The sequence below is a fragment of the Streptomyces sp. CB00316 genome, assembly GCF_001905595.1.
Taxonomy (GTDB): domain Bacteria; phylum Actinomycetota; class Actinomycetes; order Streptomycetales; family Streptomycetaceae; genus Streptomyces.
On the sequence record NZ_LIXI01000001.1, the window covers coordinates 55785 to 81627 of the forward strand.

Below are 25843 nucleotides of genomic sequence, written 5' to 3' on the forward strand. Positions count from 1 at the left end.
TCGCACCTGCCACTGACAACACGCCCGGCGGTCACCTTTAAATGATCTTGAATGGTCGGCTGTGGGTGCAAAAGTGCCGGCTTGCGTCCGGTTCCGGCCGCTCAGGACGGTGTGACGAGCATGGTCCGGTGCATTCCGGACGGGTATCCGGACGAGCGTGCGCACTGTTGTGCGAGTCGTGGATTCCCGAGCGTCGACCCCGCGCGGCAACCATCTGTCCGGTCCGCGCGTCTTCCCCCGAAACGCGACCCCCGAACCCCTTGTCCAACGACATCCCGGCCCCTTGTCCAGCGGCATTAGAGTGGGCCGGAACATGGGCCGGAGCGTCGGCCCCGGAACATCCGGGCGGGCCCGGGGGGACCGCAAGCACCACGATCAGCAGGGAGCGCATGACGTGCGGCCGGTAGGCAGCAAGTACCTGCTCGAGGAGCCGCTCGGACGCGGCGCCACGGGCACCGTCTGGCGAGCCCGCCAGCGGGAGACCGCGGGCGCCGAGGCGGCCGTCGCCGGTCAGCCCGGCGAGACCGTGGCGATCAAGGTCCTCAAGGAGGAGCTCGCCAACGACGCCGATGTCGTGATGCGGTTCCTGCGGGAGCGCTCGGTCCTGTTGCGGCTCACGCACCCGAACATCGTGCGCACCCGCGACCTGGTCGTCGAGGGCGATCTCCTCGCCCTGGTGATGGACCTGATCGACGGTCCCGACCTGCACCGCTACCTGCGGGCGAACGGCCCGCTCACCCCGGTCGCCGCCTCGCTGCTCACCGCGCAGATCGCCGACGCGCTCGCCGCCAGCCACGCCGACGGCGTCGTCCACCGCGACCTCAAGCCGGCCAACGTGCTGCTCGACGAGCGGGACGGCGGCATGACCCCGATGCTCACCGACTTCGGCATCGCGCGGCTCGCCGACTCCCCGGGCCTGACCCGGACGCACGAGTTCGTCGGCACCCCCGCCTATGTGGCGCCGGAGTCCGCCGAGGGCCGCCCGCAGACCTCCGCCGTGGACATCTACGGCGCGGGCATCCTGCTGTACGAGCTGGTCACCGGCCGCCCGCCGTTCGCCGGGGGCACCGCCCTCGAAGTCCTGCACCGGCACCTCAGCGAGGAGCCCCGCCGCCCCTCCACCGTCCCTGAACCGCTGTGGACGGTCATAGAGCGCTGCCTGCGCAAGGACCCGGACCAGCGGCCCAGCGCCGAGAACCTGGCCCGTGGCCTGCGTACGGTCGCCGCCGGCATCGGCGTCCACGCGAACTCGGCCCAGATCGCCGCCGCCGAAGGGGTGGGCGCCCTGCTCGCCCCCGACCCGGCGCCCACGGCCGTCCCCGAGACCCCCGGCGCCGCCGACCCCACCCAGGTCCTGCCGAGCAACGCGGGCTCGTACGACCCCGGCGCCGCCACCAGCGTGCTCCCGCAGACCGGCGGCCCCGGCGGCAACCAGGGCCACGCCGACCCGACGGCCGTCATGCCGCCCGTACCGCAGCGCCCCGACGGGCCGCCGCAGCCGGACGGCCCGCACCCCTGGCAGTCGCAGCTCCAGGCGGCCCGCGACCGCAACGAGCAGACGCAGGTGCAGTACCTGGACCCCAGCCAGGACCCCCTGCGCCGCCGCCCCCAGCGTCAGCAGCCCCCGCAGCCTTCCCAGCGGCAGCAGCAGCCCCCGCAGCACCGGCAGCAGCCGCTCCAGCAGCAGTACCCGCAGCAGCACCAGCAACAGCCGCAGCGCTACCAGGCCCCGCAGCAGCCCCAGCGCCAGCAGTACGCGCCCCCGCAGCCGCAGCAGCCCCAGCAGCCGGCCCCGCGCCCGCCGCGTGAGCCGCGTCCGCCGAGGCAGCGCAGCTCCAGCCCGATGCGCATCCCCGGTCTCGGCTGCCTCAAGGGCTGCCTGTTCACGATCGTGCTGCTGGTCGTCGCCGGCTGGCTGATCTGGGAGCTGACCCCGCTCCAGGACTGGGTGGCCCAGGGCAAGGGCTACTGGGAAGCGATCGGCGACGCGATCGGCGAGGTCACCGACTGGGTCTCCAAGATCGGCGAGGCCACCGGCGAATCCGGAGGCACCGGCGGCGCCTGACGGCGACGGTCCTACCTACGGCCGTAGGTGCGACCCCTGGGTAGGGCTGGGCGTACGGTCGGTACGGCTGGGCGTACGGTCGAGGGGCTGGAGACCGGCGCCACCCCTGACTCTGTCCCTTTGTCGACTTCTCCGGACCGATTCGGTCCGGAGAAGTGCAGGTTGGCGCCATCTCGGGCACGCACCACCCCGAACGCCGCGTAACTTTGTCGACCGGGGGTCCACCGCCAGCCGCTGAGGGAGCAGTCTTGGCACGGAATATCGGCAGCCGGTACACGGCCCACCAGATCCTGGGGCGCGGCAGCGCCGGCACGGTGTGGCTCGGCGAAGGGCCCGAGGGCCCGGTCGCCATCAAGCTGCTCCGTGAGGACCTCGCGTCCGACCAGGAGCTCGTGGGCCGCTTCGTGCAGGAGCGCACCGCCCTGCTCGGGCTCGACCACCCCCACGTAGTCGCGGTCCGGGACCTCGTGGTGGACGGCAACGACCTCGCCCTGGTGATGACCCTCGTACGCGGCACCGACCTGCGCACCCGCCTGGACCGCGAACGCCGCCTCGCCCCCGAAGCGGCCGTCGCGATCATCGCGGACGTCGCCGACGGCCTGGCCGCCGCCCACAAGGCCCAGGTGGTCCATCGGGACGTCAAGCCCGAGAACATTCTCCTCGACATGGAGGGCCCGCTCGGCCCCGGCGGCTCCCACCCGGCCCTGCTCACCGACTTCGGCGTCGCCAAGCTCATCGACACCCCGCGCCGCACCAAGGCCACCAAGATCATCGGTACGCCGGACTACCTGGCCCCCGAGATCGTCGAGGGCCTGCCGCCGCGCGCCGCCGTCGACATCTACGCGCTCGCGACCGTGCTGTACGAGCTCCTCGCCGGGTTCACCCCCTTCGGCGGCGGCCACCCCGGTGCGGTCCTGCGCCGCCATGTCACCGAGACCGTCGTCCCGCTCCCCGGTATCCCCGAGGAGCTCTGGCAGCTCCTGGTGCAGTGCCTGGCCAAGGCGCCGGCCTCCCGGTTGCGCGCCTCCGAGCTGGCCGTACGGCTCCGGGACCTGCTCCCGCTCCTCGCCGGCATCCCGCCCCTGGACGTGGACGAGCCCGGCGGCGACGAGGCGGAGCAGCAGCCGGCCGCGTACGACGAGCAGCAGTACACCCCGTCCGCCGAGGAGCCGCGCCGCCGCGGGGCGGTCCCGCTGGTGCCCGGCTCGTCCCCGGACTCCAACCGGGACACCCACACGAGCATGCGCGTCCCCGCCCCCGACGAACTGGCCGGCGGCCCCCTGGGCACCGCCCGCGCCCCGCGCTCCCCCGGCAGGCCGCGCCCCGGCTCCGCCCGTAACAAGGCGGCGGCCGTCCGCAAGCGCCGCATCACCCTGGGCGCCGCGGCCCTCCTGCTGTGCGCGGCCGTCGCGGTGGGCGGCTGGTTCGCCGCGGGCGGCGGGGACGGCGACCCGGCGGGGCCCCAGGACAGCGAGAACTCAGCTCCGGCGACCCCGTAGGAAGCCCTTCGGGCGGCCCCTCGGGCAGCCCGTTCCCGGACCGGTCCCCCGGGGGAGGGCAAGCTTCACCCGCCATGCCGTTACGCTGGACCCGTGGCAGTCGTCGATATTTCCGAAGAGCTGAAGTCCCTCTCCTCGACCATGGGGTCGATCGAGGCCGTCCTGGACCTGGATGCGCTGAGGGCGGACATCGCCGCGCTCGAGGAGCAGGCAGCGGCGCCGTCCCTCTGGGACGACCCGGACGCGGCCCAGAAGATCACCAGCAAGCTTTCGCACCTCCAGGCCGAGGTCCGCAAGACCGAGACCCTGCGCGGTCGCATCGACGACCTCGCGGTCCTCTTCGAGCTCGCCGAGGACGAGGGCGACGCCGAGGCGCTCGCCGAGGCCGAGACCGAGCTGGAGTCGGTGCGCAAGGCGCTGGACGAGATGGAGGTGCGTACCCTCCTGTCCGGCGAGTACGACGCCCGCGAGGCCCTGGTGACCGTCCGCGCCGAGGCCGGTGGCGTGGACGCCGCCGACTTCGCGGAGAAGCTCCAGCGCATGTACCTCCGCTGGGCGGAGCGGCACAACTACAAGACCGAGGTCTACGAGACGGCGTACGCGGAAGAGGCCGGCATCAAGTCGACCACCTTCTCCGTCCAGGTCCCGTACGCCTACGGCACCCTCTCCGTCGAGCAGGGCACCCACCGCCTGGTCCGGATCTCGCCCTTCGACAACCAGGGCCGCCGCCAGACGTCCTTCGCGGGCGTCGAGGTGCTCCCGGTCGTCGAGCAGACCGACCACATCGAGATCGACGAGTCCGAGCTGCGCATCGACGTGTACCGCTCCTCGGGCCCCGGCGGACAGGGCGTCAACACCACGGACTCCGCGGTCCGTCTGACCCACCTGCCGACCGGCATCGTCGTCTCCTGTCAGAACGAGCGCTCGCAGATCCAGAACAAGGCGTCCGCGATGAACGTCCTCCAGGCCAAGCTCCTCGAGCGCCGCCGCCAGGAGGAGCAGGCCAAGATGAACGCGCTCAAGGGTGACGGCGGCAACTCCTGGGGCAACCAGATGCGTTCGTACGTCCTCCACCCGTACCAGATGGTCAAGGACCTGCGTACGGAGTTCGAGATGGGCAACCCCGAGGCGGTCTTCAACGGCGAGATCGACGGCTTCGTCGAGGCGGGCATCCGCTGGCGCAAGCAGCGCGAGAAGTAACCTCCGCCGTACGAGGGTTGGGCCCGGACAGGGTACTGTCCGGGCCCGCCTGCGTCGGGGCACCGCCGGGGCGAGTTGAGGGGAGGCTGTGCCCGATGCGTCACAGTCGTGCTGCCGAATACCCGTCAAGAACCTCTATAAGGGTGCCTACTGCACACAACGGCCTTGACGGAATCCTTAACTCTGGCCAGGGTGCTAGAGCAGCGTGCGTATGTCTGGGACAGGTGTGAACCGGGGGACTGGCGGGGTGACCACGACACGACGTGGCCTCGCCGAGGTGATTCCCCGCAGGGCCGTGGCCCCGCATATGGCTGCTCCAATGACGAGATCAGCTACTGGGGGTAGCAACAGATGACGAAGAAGACGCGCATTCGCGTCGCGCGGATAGCCGCTGGTGCGGTTATTGCCGCGGGTGCCTCGCTGACCGCCGCGGGTGCGGCGCAGGCGGTCGGCATCGGTATCGGTGTGGACGGCGGCGGCCTCAGCGCCGACGTGTCGATCCAGACCGAGGACAACCCGATCGGCGGCGCCGACCAGGGTGGCGCGTCCGGTGAGACGTCCACGACGGGTGAGACCACGACGGGTGAGACGTCCACGACGGGTGAGACCACCACGGGTGAGACGTCCACGGGTGAGACGTCCACGACGGGTGAGACCACCACGGGTGAGACGTCCACGGGTGAGACGTCCACGACGGGTGAGACCACCACGGGTGAGACGTCCACGACGGGTGAGACCACCACGGGTGAGACCACGACGGGTGAGACCACCACGGGTGAGACGTCCACCACCGGTGAAACCACGTCCGGCTCGACGGGCACGTCCGGCTCCACCGGCACGTCCGGTTCCACGGGCTCCACCGGCACGTCCGGCTCCACGGGCTCCACCGGTTCGACCGGCTCCACCGGCACGTCGGGCTCCATCGGCGGTGACGACGGGGGCACCGGTACCACCGGCTCCGCCACCGCCGGCTCGGGCACCTCCGGTTCCGCGACCGGTGGCGACGACGCCTGCACCGTCGAGTCCGGTGTCGTCGAGTGCGCCGACAACACGGACACCGACAGCGTCGGCAACCAGCCGGTCGAGCAGAGCAAGGGCAAGGAAGAGCTCGCCGAGACCGGTGCTGCCGAGACCACCTTCCTGGTCATCGGTGCCGCGACGATGATCGCCGGCGGCATCGGCTTCCGCATCCTGCCGCGTCTGGTCGGGGGCGGCCGTACGGTCGCCTAGGACCCGCTGACGGCCGTGTACGGGTGCACCTGAGCCCCGCACACGGCCCGGCCCGGCACAGCGAAAAGGGGCCCGGGAGGCCGTACAGAGCCTCCCGGGCCCCTCTGTGTGCTTGCATGCGCTCCGCGCGCACCGGCTCGCTCCGGCGGCCGTACGCGGACGTTCTCGGCGCCACTCAGGGCGCGGCGGACCCGGGCAGGGCCCAGCGGAAGGCTCCGGCGCGGGTCAGGCGGTCTGGTGGGCCACCAGCGCCAGCGCCGCGAGCAGCACGACCATCAGCGCGATCAGCATGGCCGGGTTCATCCCGGCCAGCGGGCCCTGTCCCTGCTCCTCCAGCATCTGCTGCCGGACGGCACGGCAGACCCGGCAACGGCCCTCGCTCACGGGGGACGCGCAGTTCGCGCACACCAGTCGGTCATAGGTCATGCGCATTCCTCCTCCCGCGCGGCGAAGCCGCTGACTTCTTCTGTCTCCACACAACGCTCCGGGAAACGCAACCGTTCCCCCCACCACTGTGCCAGCTCCCGCCGTTTTCGGCGCGGCCCGCCGGACAAGGGCCGAACGAGGGCCGGACAAGGGATGGTCCGGCCTGATGTGTTCCGGACGGCGGTCTACCATAAATCGCCCATTGTCGGACGCCGCCTGCACGCGTGAGCCCGGTTCGCGTATGGTCACGCTCACCTACTCCCGGCCGACCGTGGTGCATCCGTGATCCGATTCGACAACGTCTCCAAGACCTACCCGAAGCAGACCCGACCGGCTCTGCGCGATGTCTCGCTGGACATCGAGAAGGGTGAGTTCGTCTTCCTGGTGGGCTCCTCCGGCTCCGGCAAGTCGACCTTCATGCGGCTGATCCTGCGCGAGGAGCGCGCCAGCACGGGCATGGTCCATGTGCTCGGCAAGGACCTCGCGCGGCTCTCCAACTGGAAGGTGCCGCAGATGCGCCGCCAGTTGGGAACGGTCTTCCAGGACTTCCGCCTGCTGCCCAACAAGACCGTCGCGCAGAACGTGGCCTTCGCCCAGGAGGTCATCGGCAAGCCGCGCGGTGAGATCCGCAAGGCCGTGCCCCAGGTGCTCGACCTCGTCGGCCTCGGCGGCAAGGAGGAGCGGATGCCCGGTGAGCTCTCCGGTGGTGAGCAGCAGCGTGTGGCGATCGCCCGTGCCTTCGTCAACCGTCCGATGCTGCTGATCGCGGACGAGCCGACCGGCAACCTCGACCCGCAGACCTCCGTCGGCATCATGAAGCTGCTGGACCGGATCAACCGGACCGGCACCACCGTGATCATGGCGACCCACGACCAGAACATCGTCGACCAGATGCGCAAGCGCGTCATCGAGCTCGAACAGGGCCGTCTCGTACGCGACCAGGCACGCGGCGTCTACGGCTACCAGCACTGACCGAGGGCGCCCCCGGGCCCCTCGTGCATGTCGAGCATCGAGTACTGAAAGGACGCCATGCGCGCCCAGTTCGTCCTGTCGGAGATCGGCGTCGGTCTCCGTCGCAACCTCACGATGACCTTCGCCGTCGTGGTCTCCGTCGCCCTCTCGCTCGCCCTGTTCGGGGGCGCGCTGCTGATGCGCGAACAGGTCAGCACGATGAAGGACTACTGGTACGACAAGGTCAACGTCTCGATCTTCCTCTGCAACAAGAACGACGCCAAGGACATGCCCAAGTGTGCGAAGGGCGCGGTCACGGCGGAGCAGAAGGCACAGATCAAGGCCGACCTGGAGAAGATGGAGGCGGTTCAGAAGCCGGTCCACTTCGAGACGGTCGACGAGGCGTACAAGCATTACCAGGAGCAGTTCGGCGACTCCCCGATGGCGGGCAACATCACGCCCGACCAGATGCAGGAGTCCTTCCGCGTCAAACTGAAGGACCCGCAGAAGTACAAGGTCGTCGCGACGGCCTTCGCGGGGCGGGACGGGGTGCAGTCCGTCCAGGACCAGCGGTCCATCCTGGACAACCTCTTCGAGCTGATGAACGGCATGAACGTCGTCGCGATCTACGTGATGATCCTGATGCTGGTCATCGCGTTGATCCTGATCGTCAACACCGTGCGGGTCTCCGCGTTCAGCCGGAGACGTGAGACGGGCATCATGCGCCTGGTAGGGGCCTCCGGCTTCTACATCCAGGCCCCCTTCATCATGGAGGCGGCCGTCGCCGGCCTGATCGGCGGTCTCCTGGCCTGTGCGATGCTGCTCGGCGGCCGGTACTTCCTGATCGACGGCGGCCTCGCGCTCCAGGAGAAGCTGAACCTCATCAACTTCATCGGCTGGGACGCGGTCCTCACCAAGCTCCCGCTGGTGCTCGCGATCGGCCTCCTGATGCCGGCCGTCGCCGCTCTCTTCGCTCTGCGCAAGTATCTGAAGGTATGACTTATGCCTCCTGGGGCGCGCGGGCAACTACCCGTGCGCCCCAGGAGGCTTGTCCTAGACTCGGCGCCATGTCCGGTTGTTCGCACCGCTTCCGGCCCCGCGGCCTCTGCCGCGGGGCGGCCCTGACATTGGTCTTCGGGTGCGTCCTCGCCACCGGCGCGGCGACCGGTTCGCTGCCGCAGGACCCCGACCCCCTCCCCGAACTCCCGGCGCGTGCCGTCGCCTCCACCCTGGCCCCGGTCGACCGCGAGCAGATCGAGGACGCCGCGGCGAAGGCCGAGGCGGACGGGAAGTCCGTGAAGGAGGCGGCCGGGGAGGTCGTCAGCCGCAGCGGGGACCGCTGGGGCGCGGTCTACGACGAGCAGGAGTACGAGGAGTTCGAGCAGGCCCTGGACGGCTCGTACCTGGGCGTCGGCCTCTCCGCCCGCCGCACCGCGAGCGGGGGCGTCGCCGTCTCCCGGGTCCAGCCCGGGGGCCCCGCCGACCGGGCCGGCATCCGCGAGGGCGACCTGCTCCGCACCATCGACGGCCGCCGCGTCGACCAGCGCCCCGTCCCCGAGGTGGTCGCCTTACTCCGCGGTGACGGTACGGGGGCCGAGGAGGGCACCCGCGTCACCCTCGGTCTCGTACGGGAGGGAAATCCCTCCACACGGACGCTGGAGCGCGCCCGGCTGACCCCCGAGGCGGTCACCGTGAGCCGTCTGGGCACCGGCCCCTCCTCGGCGCTCCTCGTCAAGGTCGCCGCCTTCACCAAGGGGACCGGCGAGGAGGTGAGGGACGCGGTCCGCGGGGCGCCCGGGGACGCCGGGATACTCCTCGACCTCCGCGCCAACTCCGGAGGCCTGGTCACCGAGGCCGTCACCGCCGCCGCCGCCTTCCTGGACGGCGGCCTGGTCGCCACGTACGACGTACGCGGCGACCAGCAGGCGCTGTACGCCGACCCGGGCGGTGACACCGAGCGGCCCGTGGTGGTCCTGGTCGACGGCGGCACGATGAGCGCGGCCGAGCTGCTGACCGGCGCGCTCCAGGACCGGGGCCGCGCGGTCACCGTCGGCTCGCGCACCTTCGGCAAGGGCTCGGTGCAGATGCCCAGCGAGTTGCCGGGCGGTTCGGTGGCCGAGCTGACCGTGGGCCACTACCGCACTCCGGCGGGCCGCAGCGTCGAGGGCCGGGGCATCACCCCCGACCTGGTGGTGCGGGAGAGGGCCCAGCAGCGGGCCGAGACGGTATTGAGTGGCCTCGGGGGTGGGTCGTAGTGCGAAAATGACCGCACTATGGCTAAGGAAAAAGACACCGGGCGCAAGATGGTCGCGCAGAACAAGAAGGCGCGGCACGACTACACGATCCTCGACACCTACGAGTGCGGCCTCGTCCTCATGGGCACCGAGGTGAAGTCCCTGCGCATGGGCCGGGCCTCCCTGGTCGACGGGTTCGTCCAGATCGACGACCACGAGGCGTGGCTGCACAACATCCACGTACCCGAGTACGTCCAGGGCACCTGGACCAACCACGCGGCCAAGCGCAAGCGCAAGCTGCTCCTCCACCGGGCCGAGATCGACAAGCTGGAGTCGAAGTCCCAGGAGAGCGGCCACACGATCGTGCCGCTCGCCCTGTACTTCAAGGACGGCCGGGTCAAGGTCGAGATCGCGCTGGCGAAGGGCAAGAAGGAGTACGACAAGCGCCAGACGCTCCGCGAGAAGCAGGACACGAGGGAGACGAACCGCGCCATCTCGGCCGCCCGCCGGCGGCAGCGCAGCGCCTGAGGGGCCCCTGCGGGGGAATACGCTGGCATCGTCCCTCGTTGTTAACGTACGATGGGCCGTGCACCTCAGCGAAGGTGCGCGTTTTGAAAAATCAACATGGGGATGATCGGTTTCGACAGCGGATGTCGAAGCAGGGGAAGCGAGTCGAGGAAGCGGCAATGATCTCGTAAACCATATGTCGCAAACAATAATCGCCAATTCCAAGCGCGATTCCTCCGCCTTCGCCCTCGCTGCCTAATTAGCAGCTAAGCGAAGACTCTGCGGAGTGTCAGCCCGGGGGTGATCCCGACCCGGATCCTGGCATCAACTAGGGATCTAAACTTCTCGGCCCGGCCACGGGGCCGAGAAGGAAATCAAACAGTGGCTGAGCCTGTCGGAGGCTTGTTCGCGTGACCTCCGGGGCCGAGAAAAGCGCAGCGAACTGCACTCGGAGAAGCCCTGGTTCCGCACCGTTGGACGCGGGTTCGATTCCCGCCATCTCCACCACCCCATGTAGACCTCTGCCCCGCGAGTCCGCTCGCGGGGCAGAGGTTTTTTCATACCGTCTTTCAGGCCAGCGAGCGGGTGAGCCAGGCCACTTCCTTGGCGCCTTCCATGGAAACGCGGTCCTGCTCGAACCCGAGCTTCTCCAGGACGCGGAGCGACGGCGTGTTCCATGTGCCGACGGTGGACCAGAGCCGCTTCCGCCCGGTCGCGCCGGCGGCCTCGTTCCGGCACGCACACGGGCGCGGCTACGCCACCGAGGCGGCCCGCGCGGCGGCTTCGAGGAGGTCATGAATCACGGCTGGATCATGACACTCGCCCCGCCGTCCAGCCCGATGGCGCAGATCAGCATCATCACCGGTGACGTGACGGCCTCCGTCACCCCCGACCTGAGCGTGGAGGTCGACGACGTGGACGCGGCCTACGCGGTCGTGCGGGAGAGCGGTGCGGAGATCGTCCATCCGCTGCAGGACGAGGAGTGGGGTGTGCGGCGGTTCATGGTCCGTGATCCCAACGGCCGCGTGGTCAATGTGCTGAGCCACCGCTGACCACCACCCGGACTCCGTCGGCGGGCCGGGATCCCGGAGACCCTCCGCCGTGCCTGAATCCCGCGGCCGCGACGGCCAGGGCGAGGGCCGCCGCGACCATCGGAGCGGCGTAGCCGGAGACCGTGCCCGCGTGCTCCACCAGCCAGCCGCCCGTGGCCGCGCCGACCGCCACCCCGCCCAGCAGCGCGGTGACCGAGAGCGTCATGCCCTCGTTCAACCGGCCCGCAGGCGTGGCGCGCTGGACCAGTGTCATGCCCGTGACCATGGTGGGCGCGGTCGCCGCGCCCGCGAGCAGCAGGCAGAGCGCCAGGACCGGCAGGGAGGCGGTCGAGGTGGTGGCGAGCAGCGGCAGGGACATCAGCGCGGTCATCGCGGTCAGGCAGAGCAGCAGCCTGCGGTGGGCGTTCCGTGCGGGCCGCAGCGAGCCGTAGAGCAGCCCCGCCGCACAGGACCCCGCCGCCTGGAGCGCCAGGATGGCGCCTCCGGCATGGGCGATGGAGACGACCTCAAGCGCCCCGAACACCGCCCCCGTGGCGAGGAGGACCGCCATCAGCGCGGGCATGCCGGGCGTACGGAGGGGGGAGACGGCCGTTCGCGTACGAGGGGTCGGCGGCGGTTCCGTCGCCCGCTGGGCGGCGAAGACCAGGACCCCGGTCATCAGCAGGAACGCGCCCACCAGCGTGCCCGCCTCCGGGAACAGCGCTCCGCAGAGCGTCGCCGCGAGGACCGGGCCGAGCATGAAGCAGAGCTCGTCGGCGGCCTGCTCGAAGGAGTTCGCGGTGTGCAGGGCCGCCGCGTCGCCCCGGTGGAGGTGCGCCCAGCGGGCCCGGGACATCCCGCCGGTGTTGGGGGTGGTCGCGGTGGCGGCGTACGCGACGAAGAGCGTCCAGGCCGGGGCGTCGTGGTGGACGCAGAGCACCAGCGCGAGGGAGCCGAGCACGGCGAGCGCGGTCGCGGGCACCGCGATCCTGGCCTGCCCGTAGCGGTCCACCAGCCGGGCGGTGAAGGGCGCGACGACCGCCGTCGCGGCGAGGCCCGTCGCGGTGACGGCCCCGGCGAGCGCGTACGAGCCCCGGGACCCGGCGATCATGATGACCGCGCTGACGCTGAGCATCCCCATAGGGAGCCGGGCGATCAGGTTGCCCGCGGTGAAGGCGCGGGCGCCGGGGGTGGCGAGCAGTCGGAGGTAGGGGTTGGCGGAGGGGCGTCGCAGCGCCCGGCGGGGTACGTGCTCCGGTGCCGTACGCCCTCCGCGCTCCGGCGCGTCGCGGGGGGCCGCGACGAGCTGGCCGCCGGCGACGGTGAGCAGCGCGGTGGGGGGAGGGGCCGTGCGTGTGGCGGGGGATCTCGGCATGGGCCCAGCCTCGCCGCGTCCCGCCGCCCCGGTCCAACACCTTCTCGCCGCTCATTCACGCACCCCTGTTGTGAATGGTCCGCCGCGTTGTAGATTCGCGGCGTGCCCGCCCCCGACATCGACCCCCGGCTCCTGCGCGCCTTCCTCGCCGTCGCCGAGGATCTGCACTTCACCCGGGCCGCCGCCCGGCTCTTCGTCGCCCAGCAGGCGCTGAGCAGGGACATCCGCCGACTGGAGCGCGAGCTCGGCGCGGAGCTGTTCGTCCGCACCACCCGGCAGGTCGCGCTCGCCCCGGACGGCGAGCGTCTGCTCCCGTACGCCCGCCGGGTGCTCGACGCGCACGACGGACTCGTCGCGGCCTTCAGCGGCGGGCCCGCCCGGCCCCTGCTGGTCGACCTCAACAGCGAGGGGACGACCGCCGCCCGGGTGCTTGAGCGGGCCCGTGAACTCGCCCCCGAGTGCGAGCTGATGGCGCGGTTCGAGTCCGGGCTGACCTGGGCCGCCTCCGAGATCCTGGCCGGCCGGCTGGACGTCTCCTTCGGCCGGGCCGCCGGGCTCGCCCCCGGGGTGCGCGCCGGGCTCTCCGTACACCCGGTGCGGTACGAGCCGATGGCCCTGATGCTGCCCGCCACCCATCCCCTCGCCGGGCGCGCGTCCATTCCTCTGTCCGAGCTGTCCGGGACGACCGTCTACGCGGGGGCGGGCAACGAGCGCACGCGGGAGTGGACGGAGCTCGCGGCGCTGCTGTTCGCCGCGTGGGGCATCGACCTGGCCCCGCCTGTTCCGCTCGCCGTCGGGGTGGCCGAATTTCAGCGTGTCATCGCCAAGGCGGGGCACCCGGTCCTGGCCGTGGTGGACTTCCCGCCGCTCCCGGGGGCCGTGGTCCGCCCGCTGGTCGATCCCGTTCCGCTTTCGCCGCTGATGCTGGTCTGGCGCAAAGGTCTGAACCACCCCGGTGTAGACGCGCTGCGTACGGCGTCGTCCCAGCTGGGTACTGCAAAAGGCTGGCTCGCACCTCCGTCCGGCGCCTGGCTGCCGGAGGGCGATCTGACACTGATGCGCAACCGTTCCTGATCAACTCCGACAAGGGGGACCTGGGCGTCAATGTCGTGCGCCGCATTCGTCCCCCGGGTGTATGGATGCCAGTCCTCGTTGACGGATTGGGGCCCGTCCACCAGTGGAGAATCGGTCAATTTTCGGCGCCTGTCCTTGAGTGGGGGATGGGCTACATCTGTGGACAACTGGCGCGAAGATTCCCGAACCGGGCATACGCGTGAACCCAATGACGTCACGATCCAGCTGGACGGTCCCGGGCGTCAGCTCGCCGAACTGCCCGGAGCCCGCACCGCCGGGCCCTTCCGACGGTCCGGTCTCCGTCGACGAGAGCGGCCGCCGCAGCAAGACCTACCGCCGGCTCGGCTGGTGGTCGCATCGCTCTGTGCCGCGTACGCCGCGACGCTGGTCTTCGCCGTCCTCGGCGGCAACTCCACCGCCCCCTGGCTGCTGCTCTCCGGGCCGCAGGAGGAGGCGAAGGCGGAGGAGGCCGAGGTGCTTCCCGCGCCGACCGCCCCCGTTTGGAGCCCACCGCCACGACGAGCGCTCCCGCCGAGTCACCGGAGCCTCCGGTGGAAGAAGAGAGCGCCCTCCAATTGACGCACCCGCCCCGCGGGGCAGGAACGACCGGTCGAAGCGGACCGCGGGCAGGCACACCGGGCCCGGGGCGCCCATCAGGCCGCGCACCGCACGGAAGCGGAACGCCCGCAAGCGGCCCCGGCGCAAGCTCCCCATGCGCTACCTCCTGCCCTCCATGCTGCTGGTCGCGCCTGCTGGGTCCTGGGCATGGCCCACCAGGAAGGCGTCTGCATCCTGACCGCCGCCACGCTCTACGACCGGCTCTGGTCGGTGGACGCCCTGAGCGAGAACGTGCCCTGGCTGCTGGAGAGCTGGATACCCGTCCTGCTCGTCACCTGGGGCCCGCATCGCGCTCTGCGTCCTGGTCTCCGGCTGGGCCGAGGACGTGCGGCCAAGCGCCGGCCGCGGTGATGGCCGGACGGCAGACCGTAGGGGCTTCCGCAGGGGGCATCTCACCGGGCCGCCTCCGGCCCGGTGAGAGCAAGGTTGCCCACCGGTCACCTCACGGCACGGCACCGAAACGCGCGCTCCCTAGCGTCGGCACGACACCCCGCAGCGACGGGGACACCACCCCGACCCCCCTGTGGAGGCGTGTGATGGCAGGCCGTTGGATCGAGACCTGGGAGCCGGAGGACGAGACGTTCTGGCGGGAGAAGGGCGAGCGCGTCGCCCGCCGCAACCTCTGGTTCTCCGTGCTCTCCGAGCACATCGGATTCTCCGTCTGGACCCTGTGGTCGGTGATGGTCCTGTTCATGGGACCGGAGTACGGCGTCGACCCGGCCGGGAAGTTCTTCCTGATCTCCACCGCCACCCTGGTCGGCGCGCTGGTGCGGGTGCCGTACACCTTCGCGGTCGCCCGGTTCGGCGGCCGCAACTGGACGATCTTCACCGCGGTGAGCCTGCTGGCCCCGACACTCGCCGCCTTCTGGGTGATGGAACCGGGGACCTCGTACGGCACGTTCGTGGCGGTCGCCGCGCTCACCGGGATCGGCGGCGGCAACTTCGCCTCCTCGATGACCAACATCAACGCCTTCTTCCCGCTCCGCGAGAAGGGCTGGGCGCTCGGCCTCAACGCGGGCGGCGGCAACATCGGCGTCCCCGTGGTCCAGCTCATCGGCCTCCTCGTCATCGGCACCCTGGGCGCGGCCCACCCCCGGCTCGTGCTCGGCGTCTACATCCCGCTGATCGTGGTGGCCGCCGTCTGCGCCGCGCTGTACATGGACAACCTCCGGCCCGTACGCAACGACACCGGGGCGGCCAAGGAGGCCATCCGCGACCCGCACACCTGGATCATGTCGACGCTCTACATCGGCACCTTCGGCTCGTTCATCGGCTACAGCTTCGCCTTCGGCCTGGTCCTCCAGACCCAGTTCGGCCGCACCCCGCTCCAGGCCGCCTCGCTCACCTTCATGGGCCCGCTGCTCGGCTCCCTGATCCGCCCCTTCGGCGGTCGGCTCGCCGACCGGCACGGCGGCGCCCGGATCACGCTGGCCGCCTTCGCCGCGATGGGAGCCGCCACCACGGTCGTCATCTACGCCTCCGCCACCGCGTCCCTCCCCGTCTTCCTCGTAGGCTTCACCGCCCTGTTCGTCCTGACGGGGCTGGGCAACGGATCGACGTACAAGATGATCCCCGGCATCTTCCACGCCCAGGCGATCGAGAAGGGCCTCGACGGCGAGGCGGCCGCCGCCCACGGACGGCGGCTCTCCGGCGCCGCCATGGGCTTCATCGGGGCCGTCGGCGCCCTCGGCGGCCTCGCGATCAACCTCGCCTTCCGTCAGTCCTTCCAGACCTCCGGCACCGGGACGGCCGCCTTCTGGTCCTTCCTCGCCTTCTACGCCGTCTGCTCCGCCCTCACCTGGGTGGTATACCTTCGCCGCCCCGCGCCCGTGCCCGCGAAGGCTCAGGTCGGTTACGCAGAGGTGTAGCAGCCGTCCAGGAGGGCGACGATCCGGCGACGAGCGACGTAACGGCGGGGAAATACGGGGGAACCGAGCCTGTCACGCACCGTTGGCAGTCTCGGACCTCCGCACATCGCGCACCAGCAGGACCACGAGAGCCGGGAACACGCCATGCAGGACGACGAGACCACGCACGGCCCCCTCGCGGGCTTCACGGTCGGAGTGACCGCGGCCCGCCGCGCCGAGGAGCTCGCCACCCTCCTCAAGCGGCGCGGCGCCGCCGTCCAGCACGCCCCCGCCCTGCGGATCGTTCCGCTCGCCGACGACAGCGAACTCCTCCACGCGACGACGGAGTTGATCGCCCACGCCCCCGACGTGGTGGTCGCCACCACCGCGATCGGCTTCCGGGGCTGGGTCGAGGCCGCCGACGGCTGGGGCATCGGCGACGCGCTCCTGGAGCGGCTGCGCGGCGTCGAACTCCTCGCCCGCGGTCCCAAGGTCAAGGGCGCGGTCCGGGCCGCCGGGCTGGCCGAGGCCTGGTCACCCGGGTCCGAATCGATGGCCGAGGTTCTCGACCGGCTCCTCGGCGAGGGCGTCGAGGGCCGCCGCATCGCCCTCCAGCTGCACGGCGAACCGCTCCCCGGCTTCATCGAGTCCCTCCAGGCGGCGGGCGCCGAGGTCGTCGGCGTCCCCGTCTACCGCTGGATGCCGCCGCAGGACATCGCCCCGCTCGACCGGATGCTCGACGCCACCGCCGCCCGGGCCCTGGACGCCGTCACCTTCACCAGCGCCCCCGCCGCCGCCTCGTTCCTGGGCCGCGCCGAGGTCCGCGGGCTGCTCCCGGAGATCCTGGGCGCCCTGCGCGACGACGTCCTGGCCGCCTGTGTCGGACCGGTCACCGCCCTGCCGCTCCAGGCCCGTGGCATCCCCACCGTCCAGCCCGAACGCTTCCGCCTGGGCCCTCTCGTCCAGCTCGTCTGCGCCCAACTCCCCACCAGCGCGCGGGTCCTGCCCATCGCCGGCCACCGCGTCGAGATCCGCGGCCACGCCGTGCTGGTCGACGACGAACTGCGCGCGGTGCCGCCCGCGGGCATGGCCCTCCTGCACGTCCTGGCCCGCCGCCCCGGCTGGGTGGTGGCCCGCGCCGACCTGCTGCGGGCCCTGCCCGGCAGCGGCACCGACGAGCACGCGGTGGAGACGGCGATGGCCCGGCTGCGCTCCGCGCTGGGGGCGCCGAGGCTGATCCAGACCGTCGTCAAACGCGGCTACCGGCTGTCGCTGGACCCGGCGGGGGACACGCCGGGCGCACGCTGAGCGGTGACCCTGCCGTCCGACGCCGACGCCGACGCCGACGGGGCCCGGCGCACATGCAGATGGCCGTCCAGCGGGAACTCCGGCGGCAGGGCGTCCAGCAGTTCCGCGAAGGCGTAGCCCGACTTCTCCGCCACCCGGCAGGACGCCACGTTGTCCACATGGTGCAGCAGCTCCAGCCGGACCAGTCCCTCGGCGGCGAAGGCCGTGAACGCCCAGTCGGTGAGCGCCTCCAGGGCCCGGGGTGCCACCCCTTGCCCGCGCGCCCGCGCCGCCGTCCAGTACCCGACCTCGGCCCGCTCGGGGCCGGGGCCCGGCCGCTTCAGCGCGAGGTTGCCGACCAGTTCCCCGCCCCGGCCCGTGTCCGTCACGGCGAAGCTGAACCGGGTGCCCGACTCCCACCCCTCGTACTGCGACTCCAGCCAGCGCGCGGCCTCTTCGGGCGTGGAGACGGGCAGCCGCACCCACTGCCGCATCACCGGATCGTCGTACGCCTCCAGCAGCGCCGGTACGTCCTCCTCGCACCAGGGGCGCATCAGCAGCGTGCCGGCGGTGAGCATGATGTCCGGCCCGGGCGTCCCCCCGGGCGTTCCCCCGTGATCGTTCATGCCGTCACGGTAGCGGGGGTTACGGCGCGGCCCCGCCGGGGGCACTCTGGAGGGTGGCATCCGACCGGTGACCCCGAGGCGGTGACAGGCGCATGGCGGCGGGCAGGGGCGCGTACGTGTGGCGGTTCGACTCCGGCCGGATCTGTCTCGACCTGGTGGCCACCGGGCCCGCGGGCGGGACACCCCGCGCCCGGGAACAGCTCGACGGGCCGGGGCGGCTCGCCGACTGGCTGACCGCCGCCCGGCTCGTCCCGCCGGGCACGGTCCTGCGCACGCTGGACGCCACCTGGCTGACCCGGTTCCGCGAGCTGCGGGCGGATGTGGACCGGCTGATGTCGGCCCAACTCGCCCTGGCGGAAGGCGGTGTTGACCCGACGAGGACCCAACTGGGGCGACCCGGCTACGGAAGCGCCCTGGACCGGGTCAACTCCCTCGCCGCGGAGGCCCCGCCGGGGCCGCGTGCGGTGCGCGGCGAGGGCGGGACGCTGCTCTGGACCCTGAGCGCCGAACCCGGCTGCGCGGGGCTCCTCGCGGTCGTGGCGCGGGACGCCGTGGACCTGCTCACCGACCCGGCGGCGCGGGCCGCGCTGCGCCGCTGTGCGGGCGGTGCGTGCCACCGGCTCTACCTGGACACCTCGCGCGGGGGCCGGCGCCGCTGGTGCTCCGGCGAGGTCTGCGGCAACCGCGAACGGGTCGCCCGGCACCGGCGCCGGAGGATCTCGGCGAAAGAAATATGAAGCCACGTTGAATGATCCGGCACCGGCTCCCGTATCCATCCCCGAAGAGCTCCATTCAGGGTCTCGACCAGGAGGTTCGGGTGCGCAAGGATGCGGCCGTGGCCGATGACCGTCCGCACAGGGCTCGACATCGCAGTGAGCCGCCCACGCCCTCTGACGGGATACCCGACGAAGAGCTGATGCGGGCGCTCTACCGCGAACACGCCGGGCCGCTGCTCGCGTATGTCCTCCGGCTCGTGGCGGGCGACCGCCAACGGGCCGAGGACGTGGTGCAGGAGACGCTCATCCGTGCCTGGAAGAACGCCGGCCGGCTCAACCGGGCCACCGGCTCCGTCCGCCCCTGGCTGGTGACGGTCGCCCGGCGCATCGTCATCGACGGCCACCGCAGCCGGCAGGCCCGGCCGCGCGAGGTCGATCCGTCGCCGCTGGAGGTCATTCCCGCGGAGGACGAGATCGACAAGGCGCTGTGGCTGATGACGCTCTCGGACGCGCTCGACGATTTGACGCCCGCGCACCGGGAAGCATTGGTCGAGACCTACTTCAGGGGACGTACGGTGAACGAGGCGGCCGAGGTGCTCGGCATCCCCAGCGGCACTGTGCGGTCCCGGGTCTTCTACGCACTCCGCTCGATGAAGCTCGCACTCGAAGAGAGGGGGATCACGGCATGAGCGACCAGCAGTGGCAGCCGTTCGGGCCCCGGCCTCCGGGGCCCCGTAGGCCCACCGGTCCCTCGCACCCCCCGCACTCCCCCTATCCCGCGGGTCCTGCACACCCCTCAGGGCCCGCGTACCTCTCCGGCCCCGGGCAGCCCGCGGGTCCGGGGTATCCGGCCGCCCCCGGGCACCCCACCGGCCCCGAGCCGCCGTATCCCGGGGAGCCCGAAGGGCCCGAGCACGACGCGGCCGCCTCCTATGTCCTGGGCATCCTGGACGACGGCCAGGCGAGCGCGTTCGAGGCCCATCTCGCGGGCTGCGCCCGGTGTTCCGCCCATCTGGACGAGTTCGCCGGGATGGAGCCCATGCTCGCGATGCTGGCCGAGGCGCCGGCGACCGCGCCCGGGGCCCGTCCCGTACCGCACGTTCCCGAGCGGCCCGCGCCCAAGGTGCTCGGCGGGCTGATGGACGAGGTCGCGCACCGCAGGCACCGGCGTACGAAGCGGAGCAGGTATCTGATCGCCGCGGCGGCCGCCCTGATCATCGGCGGGCCGGTCGCGGCCGTCGCCGTCACGGCGGGCGACGAGGGCGGCGGCTCCGTCGCCGTCAGGGACCCGCACCCCACCAGCCCGGCCGAGGACGCCTTCTTCCAGCACATGACGGAGAAGGTGACGGCCACCGACCCCACCACCCGGGTCGGCGCGACGGTCGGGATGGAGGAGAAGGCGTGGGGCACCCACACGGTCCTGGAGCTGAAGAACGTCAAGGGGCCGCAGAAGTGCACGCTCGTCGCTGTCTCCAAGACCGGGGAGGAGGAGGTCGTCACCTCCTGGTCCGTTCCGACCTGGGGGTACGGCATCGAGGGCTCGACGCACGAGTCGGCGAAGAACCCGCTGTACGTCCACGGCGGCGCGGCGATGGCGCGCGAGGACATCGACCGGTTCGAGGTACGCACGTTCGACGGGGAGCGGCTGGTGGAGATCGGCGCCTGAGCGGACCCGGCCGCCCGGGCGCGTCACCTTCCGACGCGTAATCGCAACACGCGTAGCGGTGGACGGCAGGTGCGCCCGGGCCCCCCTTCGCATAGGGTTGACGGCTGCCCGATGCACGTCAGAAGGGGGCCTCGGTGGCCGCGCAGGATGCCGCTGTCGATTCGCTGCGGGACCGGGAGATCGGTGTCGAACAGGATCATCTGGACCGCGTTTACCACCGTCTCGAAGAGAAGATCGACGAGGCGGAATTTCTCATGCACGACGCCGTCAAACGCGGGCAGGTCGGCACGCCCGGCGCCCTCGCCGAACGGGACGCCCAGGTCTTCCGGGCGGGCGTCCACCTCAACCGGCTGAACAACGAGTTCGAGGACTTCCTCTTCGGGCGGATCGACCTGCTCCTCGGCAAGGACGGTGAGCGCGGCCCGGACGGCGCGTTCACCTCCGTCGAGCCGGCCGACGACGCCGTACGGGAGGACGCCACCGCGGACATCGCCGAGACGCTCCACATCGGCCGGATCGGTGTCCTGGACTCCGACTACGCGCCGCTGGTGATCGACTGGCGGGCCCCGGCCGCCGCCCCGTTCTACCGCTCCACCCCGAAGGAGCCCGGCCGCGTCGTACGCCGCCGGGTCATCCGCTCCAAGGGCCGCAAGGTCCTCGGGGTCGAGGACGACCTGATGCGGCCGGAACTGACGGCGTATCTGGACGGCGAGAAGCTGCCGGTGATCGGCGACGGCGCGCTGATGGCGGCCCTCGGCCAGGCCCGAAGCCACACCATGCGGGACATCGTCGCCTCCATCCAGGCCGAGCAGGACCTGGTGATCCGGGCCCCCGCCGCCTCCGTCACCGAGGTCACCGGCGGCCCCGGCACCGGCAAGACGGCCGTGGCCCTGCACCGGGCCGCCTACCTCCTCTACCAGGACCGGCGGCGGTACGCGGGCGGCATCCTCGTCGTCTCCCCGACCCCGCTCCTGGTCGCGTACACCGAGGGCGTGCTGCCCTCGCTCGGCGAGGAGGGCCAGGTCGCGATCCGTGCGGTCGGCTCGCTCTCGGACGAGGCGGCGGGCGTCGAGGGCGCCACCACCTACGACGAACCGGCCATCGCCCGGATCAAGGGCTCCTCGCGGATGCTCCATGTGCTGCGCAAGGCGGCCCGGGGCGCCCTGGAGGTGCCGAAGGCCCCCCACGACGGTGGCCAGCTCTCCTTCGGCGAGGAGCCGGCGCAGAGCGCCGCGACCGTCACCCCGACCCGGTTGCGCGTCGTCGCCTTCGGCGCCCGGGTCGAGCTGGAGGCCGACGAGCTCCAGCGCATCCGGAACAACGTGCTCAGCGGCACCGCCCCCGTCAACCTGCTGCGCCCGCGCGCCCGCAAGCTGCTGCTGGACGCCCTGTGGAGCAAGTCCTCCGGGCGTGGCCGCTACACGGACCCGCAGCTCGCGGCGGAGCTGCGGTCCTCCTTCGACGAGGACGTCTCCACCGAGACGCCGTTCCTGGAGTTCCTGAACGCGTGGTGGCCCGAGCTGACCCCGCGCCGGGTGCTGGCCGCGATGGCCGACGAGAAGCGGCTGGCCCGCTGGTCCCGGCGCATCCTCAACCAGGGCGAGGTGCGCCGCCTGGCGCGCTCCCTGAAGCGGCTGGACGCGGACGGCAGCGGTCCGCTCTCCGTCCACGACGTGGCGCTGCTGGACGAGCTCCAGGCCCTGCTGGGCACGGTGGTCCGGCCGAAGCGGAAGCGTGAGATGGACCCGCTGGACCAGCTCTCCGGCCTGGAGGAGCTGATGCCGCAGCGCGAGGAGACCCAGTGGGAGCGGGCCGAACGGCTCGCGGCGGAGCGCACGGAGTACGCGCACGTCATCGTCGACGAGGCGCAGGACCTCACCCCCATGCAGTGGCGGATGGTGGGCCGCCGGGGCCGCCACGCCACCTGGACGATCGTCGGCGACCCGGCGCAGTCCTCCTGGTCCGACCCGGACGAGGCGTCCGCGGCCCGGGACGAGGCGCTCGGCTCCCGGCCCCGCCGCCGCTTCACCCTCACCGTCAACTACCGCAACCCGGCCGAGATCGCGGAGCTGGCCGCCAAGGTGCTGGCGCTCGCCATGCCCGGCATGGAGTCCCCGTCGGCGGTCCGCTCGACCGGGGTGGTGCCGCGCTTCGTGCCGGTCGTGGACGGCGACCTGGCCGCCACGGTCCGCGAGGAGGCGCGTCGGCTGCTGGCGGAGGTGGACGGCACGGTCGGCGTGGTCGTGGCGATGAACCGGCGCGCCCAGGCCCGCGAGTGGCTCGCGGAGCTGGGGGAGCGGGTGGTGGCGCTGGGCAGCCTGGAGGCCAAGGGCCTGGAGTACGACGCCACGGTGGTGGTCTCGCCCGCGGAGATCGCGGACGAGTCACCGGCCGGGCTGCGGGTGCTGTACGTGGCGCTGACGAGGGCCACGCAGCAGCTCACGGTGGTCTCGGGGGAGCGGGACATGCCGGACGAGGACGGGGTGCCGGACCTGCTGCGGGAGTGACGGGGCCGGGTCGGCCCGTCGTACGGGAGTCGTTTTTCCGGGGTCTTTGTTACCGTGGTACTGGCACCGGCTCGATCCAAGCCCCCGGGCCCAACCTTCGTCGCTTCGAGCGACCACTTGCCGCGAGGCGAGCATGGCGGGTCGGTGCCACCTGAGTGAAGAGGACAGACCCGCGTCACCTGTTGGTGGCGCGGGTCTGTTCTTGTTCCAGGGGTCTTTATCTGTCGCGAACCCCGTTGGGGGTTCCGCTGAACGGGTGACTTCTCGTATGGTGGAAAATACTTTCCGAAAGAGGATGCTCATTACCGGCTACCAGTCGGTAGGTGCGACGATCGGGAAGCGTGACCGGAACGAGGGTTCCGGATACGAAGCACTGAAGCTTGAGGAAAGCGAAGGACTCGGCCATGGCAACGGCGCCCAGCGTCTCGTACTCGATGACGGTCAGGCTGGAGGTGCCCGCGAGTGGCACCGCGGTCTCCCAGCTCACCACGGCCGTGGAGTCGTCGGGGGGTTCGGTCACCGGCCTCGACGTGACCGCATCCGGCCACGAGAAGCTCCGGATCGACGTCACGATCGCCGCTTCCTCCACCTCGCACGCGGACGAGATCGTCGAAGGTCTGCGCGACATCGAGGGCGTCGTGCTGGGCAAGGTCTCCGACCGTACGTTCCTCATGCACCTCGGCGGCAAGATCGAGATGGCGTCCAAGCACCCCATCCGCAACCGTGACGACCTCTCGATGATCTACACCCCGGGCGTCGCCCGGGTCTGCATGGCCATCGCCGAGAACCCCGAGGACGCCCGCCGCCTCACCATCAAGCGCAACTCCGTCGCGGTCGTGACGGACGGCTCCGCGGTGCTCGGCCTCGGCAACATCGGCCCGATGGCCGCGCTGCCCGTCATGGAGGGCAAGGCGGCCCTCTTCAAGCGCTTCGCCGGCATCGACGCCTGGCCGATCTGCCTGGACACCCAGGACACCGACGCGATCGTCGAGATCGTCAAGGCGATCGCCCCCGGCTTCGCGGGCATCAACCTGGAGGACATCTCCGCACCCCGCTGCTTCGAGATCGAGGCCCGGCTGCGTGAGGCGCTGGACATCCCCGTCTTCCACGACGACCAGCACGGCACCGCCATCGTCGTCCTGGCCGCCCTGACCAACGCCCTGCGCGTGGTGGGCAAGAGCATCGGGGACGTACGGGTCGTCATGTCCGGTGCCGGGGCCGCCGGTACGGCCATCCTCAAGCTCCTGATCGCCGCGGGCGTCAAGCACGCCGTCGTCGCCGACATCCACGGCGTCGTGCACGCCGGACGCGAGGACCTCGTCGCCGCGTCCCCCGACTCGCCGCTGCGCTGGATCGCCGACAACACCAACCCCGAGGGCGTCACCGGCACTCTCAAGGAGGCCGTCGTCGGCGCCGACGTCTTCATCGGCGTCTCCGCCCCGAACGTCCTGAACGGCGACGACGTCGCGGCGATGGCGGACGGCGCGATCGTGTTCGCGCTCGCGAACCCGGACCCCGAGGTCGACCCGGCGATCGCCCGCCAGACTGCCGCCGTCGTCGCCACCGGACGCTCCGACTTCCCCAACCAGATCAACAACGTGCTGGTCTTCCCGGGTGTCTTCCGCGGCCTGCTGGACGCTCAGTCCCGCACCGTCAACACGGAGATGATGCTCGCCGCAGCCGGAGCCCTCGCCGACGTGGTCGCCGAGGAAGAGGTCAACGCGAACTACATCATCCCCTCCGTCTTCAACGACAAGGTCGCCGGCGCGGTCGCCGGAGCCGTCCGCGCGGCCGCCAAGGCCGCGGCGGGCACCGGAACGGAATCCCTCACCTCCGTCTGAGCCCACCTGTTCCCATCCGGTCCCACCTGTTTCGCCGCACCCTCAAGGGGTACGCGCGGAACGCCCCGGGCCGCACCCGCCCGTGCCGCACGGCGCGTCGCGGGTCGCGGCGCCCCAAACGCCCCTTTAGGGTGGGCGGGCAGTGGGCCCCGCAGGGCCCGGCATCCGCTGCGGACCGCTAAGGGAAGCCGACGGAACGTCACCACGAGCAGACAGTGGCGCTTTTCGTTGACCCTGAAGGGTTCCGGATTGGCTTTCCCGCCGCAGGTGGGGGCAGGATGCGTAATCGGGCGCGAGGGTCTGACATCAGACCCGGGTCCGGGGACTGTCAGAGGGCCCTGGCAGCATCGGCTTCGATCTCACGCCTCACAGGCAAGAAGAACACGGGAGTAACAACATGAACCGCAGTGAGCTGGTGGCCGCCCTGGCCGACCGCGCCGAGGTGACTCGCAAGGACGCCGACGCCGTGCTGGCCGCGCTCGCCGAGACCGTCGGTGAGATCGTCGCCAAGGGCGACGAGAAGGTCACCATCCCCGGCTTCCTGACCTTCGAGCGCACCCACCGTGCCGCTCGCACCGCTCGCAACCCGCAGACCGGCGACCCGATCAACATCCCCGCCGGCTACAGCGTGAAGGTCTCCGCGGGCTCGAAGCTCAAGGAAGCCGCCAAGGGTAAGTAACCCTCAAAGGCGCAAGGAGGGCGGTCACCCCCGACCAGGGGTGGCCGCCCTCGCGCATGCCACGGGCACATGCGCCCCGCTCAGGCGCTCGTACGCCGCGGGGCTCACCCGGAGTCAGGGATGCGTCCGCGCGCCCTTGAGGGCCTTGCCCACGGCGTTGCGGGGCCCGTACGCGAGCAGCCCCACCAGATCCAGCGCGTCCCGCCCCACCGCCCGGCTGTCCCGGTCGTGCATGACGCAGCTCGACGCGGGCTGCATCGGGGCCGCCGTGGACACCCCCGACCTCGTTGACCCGCTCCTGCGCTGCCTCCTGGACGAGCGGCTGGCCGAGGGCCTCACCCCGGCCGAGGCCGCCCGGCTGGTCCACGCGCACCCCGCCCATCTCGTACGGGCGTCCCGAGGGGCCCGGACAGCACGGCGCCCCGGCCCCCTGTGAGGGGACCGGGGCGCCGTGCTCGCGCAGT

Annotated in this window: 23 protein-coding genes, 1 other RNA gene and 3 pseudogenes; 22 read left to right on the forward strand and 5 right to left on the reverse strand. The window is 71.6% G+C overall.

Going from position 1 to position 25843, the window contains the following annotated elements; translation table 11 throughout:
- Window positions 1-394: 394 nt before the first annotated feature.
- The 4 genes from AMK21_RS00185 to AMK21_RS00200 all read left to right on the forward strand — a co-directional run bounded on the left by AMK21_RS00185 (window position 395) and on the right by AMK21_RS00200 (window position 5994).
- Window positions 395-2065 carry a serine/threonine-protein kinase gene (locus tag AMK21_RS00185; RefSeq protein WP_073872793.1) on the forward strand — a complete coding sequence of 557 codons (1671 nt, stop codon included), beginning with the start codon at window positions 395-397 and terminating at the stop codon, window positions 2063-2065.
- A gap of 248 nt (window positions 2066-2313) precedes the next feature.
- Window positions 2314-3564: a serine/threonine-protein kinase gene (locus AMK21_RS00190; protein ID WP_073872796.1), complete on the forward strand. Its 1251-nt coding sequence runs from the start codon at window positions 2314-2316 to the stop codon at window positions 3562-3564.
- Between the two features lie 93 nt (window positions 3565-3657).
- A complete protein-coding gene (gene prfB, locus AMK21_RS00195; protein ID WP_030567842.1) occupies window positions 3658-4764 on the forward strand; it encodes a peptide chain release factor 2 in 1107 nt (368 codons plus the stop codon).
- 351 nt (window positions 4765-5115) lie between these two features.
- Window positions 5116-5994, forward strand: coding sequence for an LPXTG cell wall anchor domain-containing protein (locus tag AMK21_RS00200; protein ID WP_073872800.1), 879 nt, complete (start codon window positions 5116-5118; stop codon window positions 5992-5994).
- A gap of 225 nt (window positions 5995-6219) precedes the next feature.
- Here AMK21_RS00200 and AMK21_RS00205 read toward each other — a convergent pair whose 3' ends face one another.
- A complete protein-coding gene (locus AMK21_RS00205) occupies window positions 6220-6420 on the reverse strand; it encodes a hypothetical protein (protein WP_018512315.1) in 201 nt (66 codons plus the stop codon).
- A 282-nt stretch (window positions 6421-6702) separates the two neighbouring features.
- On the opposite strand from AMK21_RS00205, the gene ftsE reads away from it, so the two are divergent.
- The 5 genes from ftsE to ssrA all read left to right on the forward strand — a co-directional run bounded on the left by ftsE (window position 6703) and on the right by ssrA (window position 10619).
- On the forward strand, window positions 6703-7392 hold the full coding sequence (gene ftsE / locus AMK21_RS00210; protein ID WP_018512316.1) for a cell division ATP-binding protein FtsE: 690 nt from the start codon (window positions 6703-6705) through the stop codon (window positions 7390-7392).
- A 57-nt stretch (window positions 7393-7449) separates the two neighbouring features.
- Entirely contained in the window at window positions 7450-8370 is a 921-nt protein-coding gene (ftsX, locus tag AMK21_RS00215; protein ID WP_018512317.1) for a permease-like cell division protein FtsX, read from the forward strand.
- 68 nt (window positions 8371-8438) lie between these two features.
- Window positions 8439-9626, forward strand: a complete 1188-nt coding sequence (locus AMK21_RS00220) for a S41 family peptidase (RefSeq protein WP_073872804.1) — start codon at window positions 8439-8441, stop codon at window positions 9624-9626.
- 18 nt (window positions 9627-9644) lie between these two features.
- Complete coding sequence (smpB, locus tag AMK21_RS00225) at window positions 9645-10133, forward strand: SsrA-binding protein SmpB (protein WP_030589153.1); 489 nt, start codon at window positions 9645-9647, stop codon at window positions 10131-10133.
- Between the two features lie 98 nt (window positions 10134-10231).
- Window positions 10232-10619: a transfer-messenger RNA gene (gene ssrA, locus AMK21_RS00230) on the forward strand.
- 62 nt (window positions 10620-10681) lie between these two features.
- On the opposite strand, the pseudogene AMK21_RS36980 reads toward ssrA, so the two are convergent.
- Window positions 10682-10840: pseudogene (locus AMK21_RS36980) on the reverse strand (GNAT family N-acetyltransferase); the annotation flags it as partial.
- 51 nt (window positions 10841-10891) lie between these two features.
- Between AMK21_RS36980 and AMK21_RS36985 the strand changes: the two are divergent.
- A pseudogene (locus AMK21_RS36985) lies at window positions 10892-11164 on the forward strand (VOC family protein); the annotation flags it as partial.
- Here AMK21_RS36985 and AMK21_RS00245 read toward each other — a convergent pair.
- Window positions 11142-12518, reverse strand: coding sequence for an MFS transporter (locus AMK21_RS00245; RefSeq protein ID WP_234421783.1), 1377 nt, complete (start codon window positions 12516-12518; stop codon window positions 11142-11144). The pseudogene AMK21_RS36985 and the gene AMK21_RS00245 overlap by 23 nt on opposite strands.
- Before the next feature lie 102 nt (window positions 12519-12620).
- Here AMK21_RS00245 and AMK21_RS00250 point away from each other — a divergent pair, with 102 nt between their 5' ends.
- The 5 genes from AMK21_RS00250 to AMK21_RS00270 all read left to right on the forward strand — a co-directional run bounded on the left by AMK21_RS00250 (window position 12621) and on the right by AMK21_RS00270 (window position 17365).
- Window positions 12621-13592: a LysR family transcriptional regulator gene (locus AMK21_RS00250; protein WP_073872808.1), complete on the forward strand. Its 972-nt coding sequence runs from the start codon at window positions 12621-12623 to the stop codon at window positions 13590-13592.
- A 348-nt stretch (window positions 13593-13940) separates the two neighbouring features.
- On the forward strand, window positions 13941-14171 hold the full coding sequence (locus AMK21_RS36990; protein WP_420712458.1) for a hypothetical protein: 231 nt from the start codon (window positions 13941-13943) through the stop codon (window positions 14169-14171).
- Between the two features lie 186 nt (window positions 14172-14357).
- On the forward strand, window positions 14358-14561 hold the full coding sequence (locus AMK21_RS00260; protein WP_374198605.1) for a hypothetical protein: 204 nt from the start codon (window positions 14358-14360) through the stop codon (window positions 14559-14561).
- Between the two features lie 185 nt (window positions 14562-14746).
- A complete protein-coding gene (locus AMK21_RS00265; protein ID WP_073872812.1) occupies window positions 14747-16078 on the forward strand; it encodes a nitrate/nitrite transporter in 1332 nt (443 codons plus the stop codon).
- 144 nt (window positions 16079-16222) lie between these two features.
- A complete protein-coding gene (locus tag AMK21_RS00270) occupies window positions 16223-17365 on the forward strand; it encodes a uroporphyrinogen-III synthase (protein WP_073872815.1) in 1143 nt (380 codons plus the stop codon).
- Here the strand turns inward: AMK21_RS00270 and AMK21_RS00275 are convergent.
- Window positions 17317-17970 (reverse strand): GNAT family N-acetyltransferase, encoded by a 654-nt coding sequence (locus AMK21_RS00275; RefSeq protein WP_073872819.1) that lies wholly within the window; start codon window positions 17968-17970, stop codon window positions 17317-17319. The two genes, AMK21_RS00270 and AMK21_RS00275, sit on opposite strands and share 49 nt — an antisense overlap.
- Window positions 17971-18062: 92 nt before the next feature.
- Here AMK21_RS00275 and AMK21_RS00280 point away from each other — a divergent pair, with 92 nt between their 5' ends.
- The 6 genes from AMK21_RS00280 (at window position 18063) to AMK21_RS00305 (ending at window position 25379) form a co-directional block, all read left to right on the forward strand.
- Entirely contained in the window at window positions 18063-18707 is a 645-nt protein-coding gene (locus AMK21_RS00280; RefSeq protein WP_073872823.1) for a CGNR zinc finger domain-containing protein, read from the forward strand.
- 80 nt (window positions 18708-18787) lie between these two features.
- Window positions 18788-19375 (forward strand): sigma-70 family RNA polymerase sigma factor, encoded by a 588-nt coding sequence (locus AMK21_RS00285; protein WP_073872827.1) that lies wholly within the window; start codon window positions 18788-18790, stop codon window positions 19373-19375.
- Window positions 19372-20352 carry an anti-sigma factor family protein gene (locus AMK21_RS00290; RefSeq protein WP_073872830.1) on the forward strand — a complete coding sequence of 327 codons (981 nt, stop codon included), beginning with the start codon at window positions 19372-19374 and terminating at the stop codon, window positions 20350-20352. Before AMK21_RS00285 ends, AMK21_RS00290 begins: the two co-directional genes overlap by 4 nt.
- Window positions 20353-20486: 134 nt before the next feature.
- Window positions 20487-22859, forward strand: a complete 2373-nt coding sequence (locus AMK21_RS00295) for a HelD family protein (protein ID WP_073872834.1) — start codon at window positions 20487-20489, stop codon at window positions 22857-22859.
- A 404-nt stretch (window positions 22860-23263) separates the two neighbouring features.
- A complete protein-coding gene (locus AMK21_RS00300; RefSeq protein WP_073872838.1) occupies window positions 23264-24700 on the forward strand; it encodes an NAD-dependent malic enzyme in 1437 nt (478 codons plus the stop codon).
- 397 nt (window positions 24701-25097) lie between these two features.
- Complete coding sequence (locus AMK21_RS00305; RefSeq protein WP_003968811.1) at window positions 25098-25379, forward strand: HU family DNA-binding protein; 282 nt, start codon at window positions 25098-25100, stop codon at window positions 25377-25379.
- A gap of 114 nt (window positions 25380-25493) precedes the next feature.
- Here AMK21_RS00305 and AMK21_RS34030 read toward each other — a convergent pair.
- A pseudogene (locus AMK21_RS34030) lies at window positions 25494-25595 on the reverse strand (DUF2000 domain-containing protein); the annotation flags it as partial.
- Window positions 25596-25611: 16 nt separating this feature from the next.
- Between AMK21_RS34030 and AMK21_RS00310 the strand changes: the two are divergent.
- The gene (locus AMK21_RS00310; protein ID WP_073872842.1) at window positions 25612-25815 is read left to right on the forward strand and encodes a hypothetical protein; all 204 of its coding nucleotides are present in this window, start codon (window positions 25612-25614) and stop codon (window positions 25813-25815) included.
- Window positions 25816-25843 lie beyond the last annotated feature (28 nt).

Bases quoted from the DNA above. Each gene is read 5' to 3' on its own strand.
- AMK21_RS00270 (WP_073872815.1), top strand. From the start codon at position 16,223: ATGCAGGACGACGAGACCACGCACGGCCCCCTCGCGGGCTTCACGGTC.
- smpB (WP_030589153.1), top strand. From the start codon at position 9,645: ATGGCTAAGGAAAAAGACACCGGGCGCAAGATGGTCGCGCAGAACAAG.
- AMK21_RS00310 (WP_073872842.1), top strand. From the start codon at position 25,612: ATGACGCAGCTCGACGCGGGCTGCATCGGGGCCGCCGTGGACACCCCC.
- AMK21_RS00205 (WP_018512315.1), bottom strand. From the start codon at position 6,420: ATGACCTATGACCGACTGGTGTGCGCGAACTGCGCGTCCCCCGTGAGC.
- AMK21_RS00260 (WP_374198605.1), top strand. From the start codon at position 14,358: ATGGCCCACCAGGAAGGCGTCTGCATCCTGACCGCCGCCACGCTCTAC.
- AMK21_RS00275 (WP_073872819.1), bottom strand. From the start codon at position 17,970: ATGAACGATCACGGGGGAACGCCCGGGGGGACGCCCGGGCCGGACATC.
- ftsX (WP_018512317.1), top strand. From the start codon at position 7,450: ATGCGCGCCCAGTTCGTCCTGTCGGAGATCGGCGTCGGTCTCCGTCGC.
- AMK21_RS00200 (WP_073872800.1), top strand. From the start codon at position 5,116: ATGACGAAGAAGACGCGCATTCGCGTCGCGCGGATAGCCGCTGGTGCG.
- AMK21_RS00280 (WP_073872823.1), top strand. From the start codon at position 18,063: ATGGCGGCGGGCAGGGGCGCGTACGTGTGGCGGTTCGACTCCGGCCGG.
- AMK21_RS00290 (WP_073872830.1), top strand. From the start codon at position 19,372: ATGAGCGACCAGCAGTGGCAGCCGTTCGGGCCCCGGCCTCCGGGGCCC.
- AMK21_RS00305 (WP_003968811.1), top strand. From the start codon at position 25,098: ATGAACCGCAGTGAGCTGGTGGCCGCCCTGGCCGACCGCGCCGAGGTG.
- AMK21_RS00265 (WP_073872812.1), top strand. From the start codon at position 14,747: ATGGCAGGCCGTTGGATCGAGACCTGGGAGCCGGAGGACGAGACGTTC.
- AMK21_RS00300 (WP_073872838.1), top strand. From the start codon at position 23,264: ATGGCAACGGCGCCCAGCGTCTCGTACTCGATGACGGTCAGGCTGGAG.
- AMK21_RS00245 (WP_234421783.1), bottom strand. From the start codon at position 12,518: ATGCCGAGATCCCCCGCCACACGCACGGCCCCTCCCCCCACCGCGCTG.
- AMK21_RS00220 (WP_073872804.1), top strand. From the start codon at position 8,439: ATGTCCGGTTGTTCGCACCGCTTCCGGCCCCGCGGCCTCTGCCGCGGG.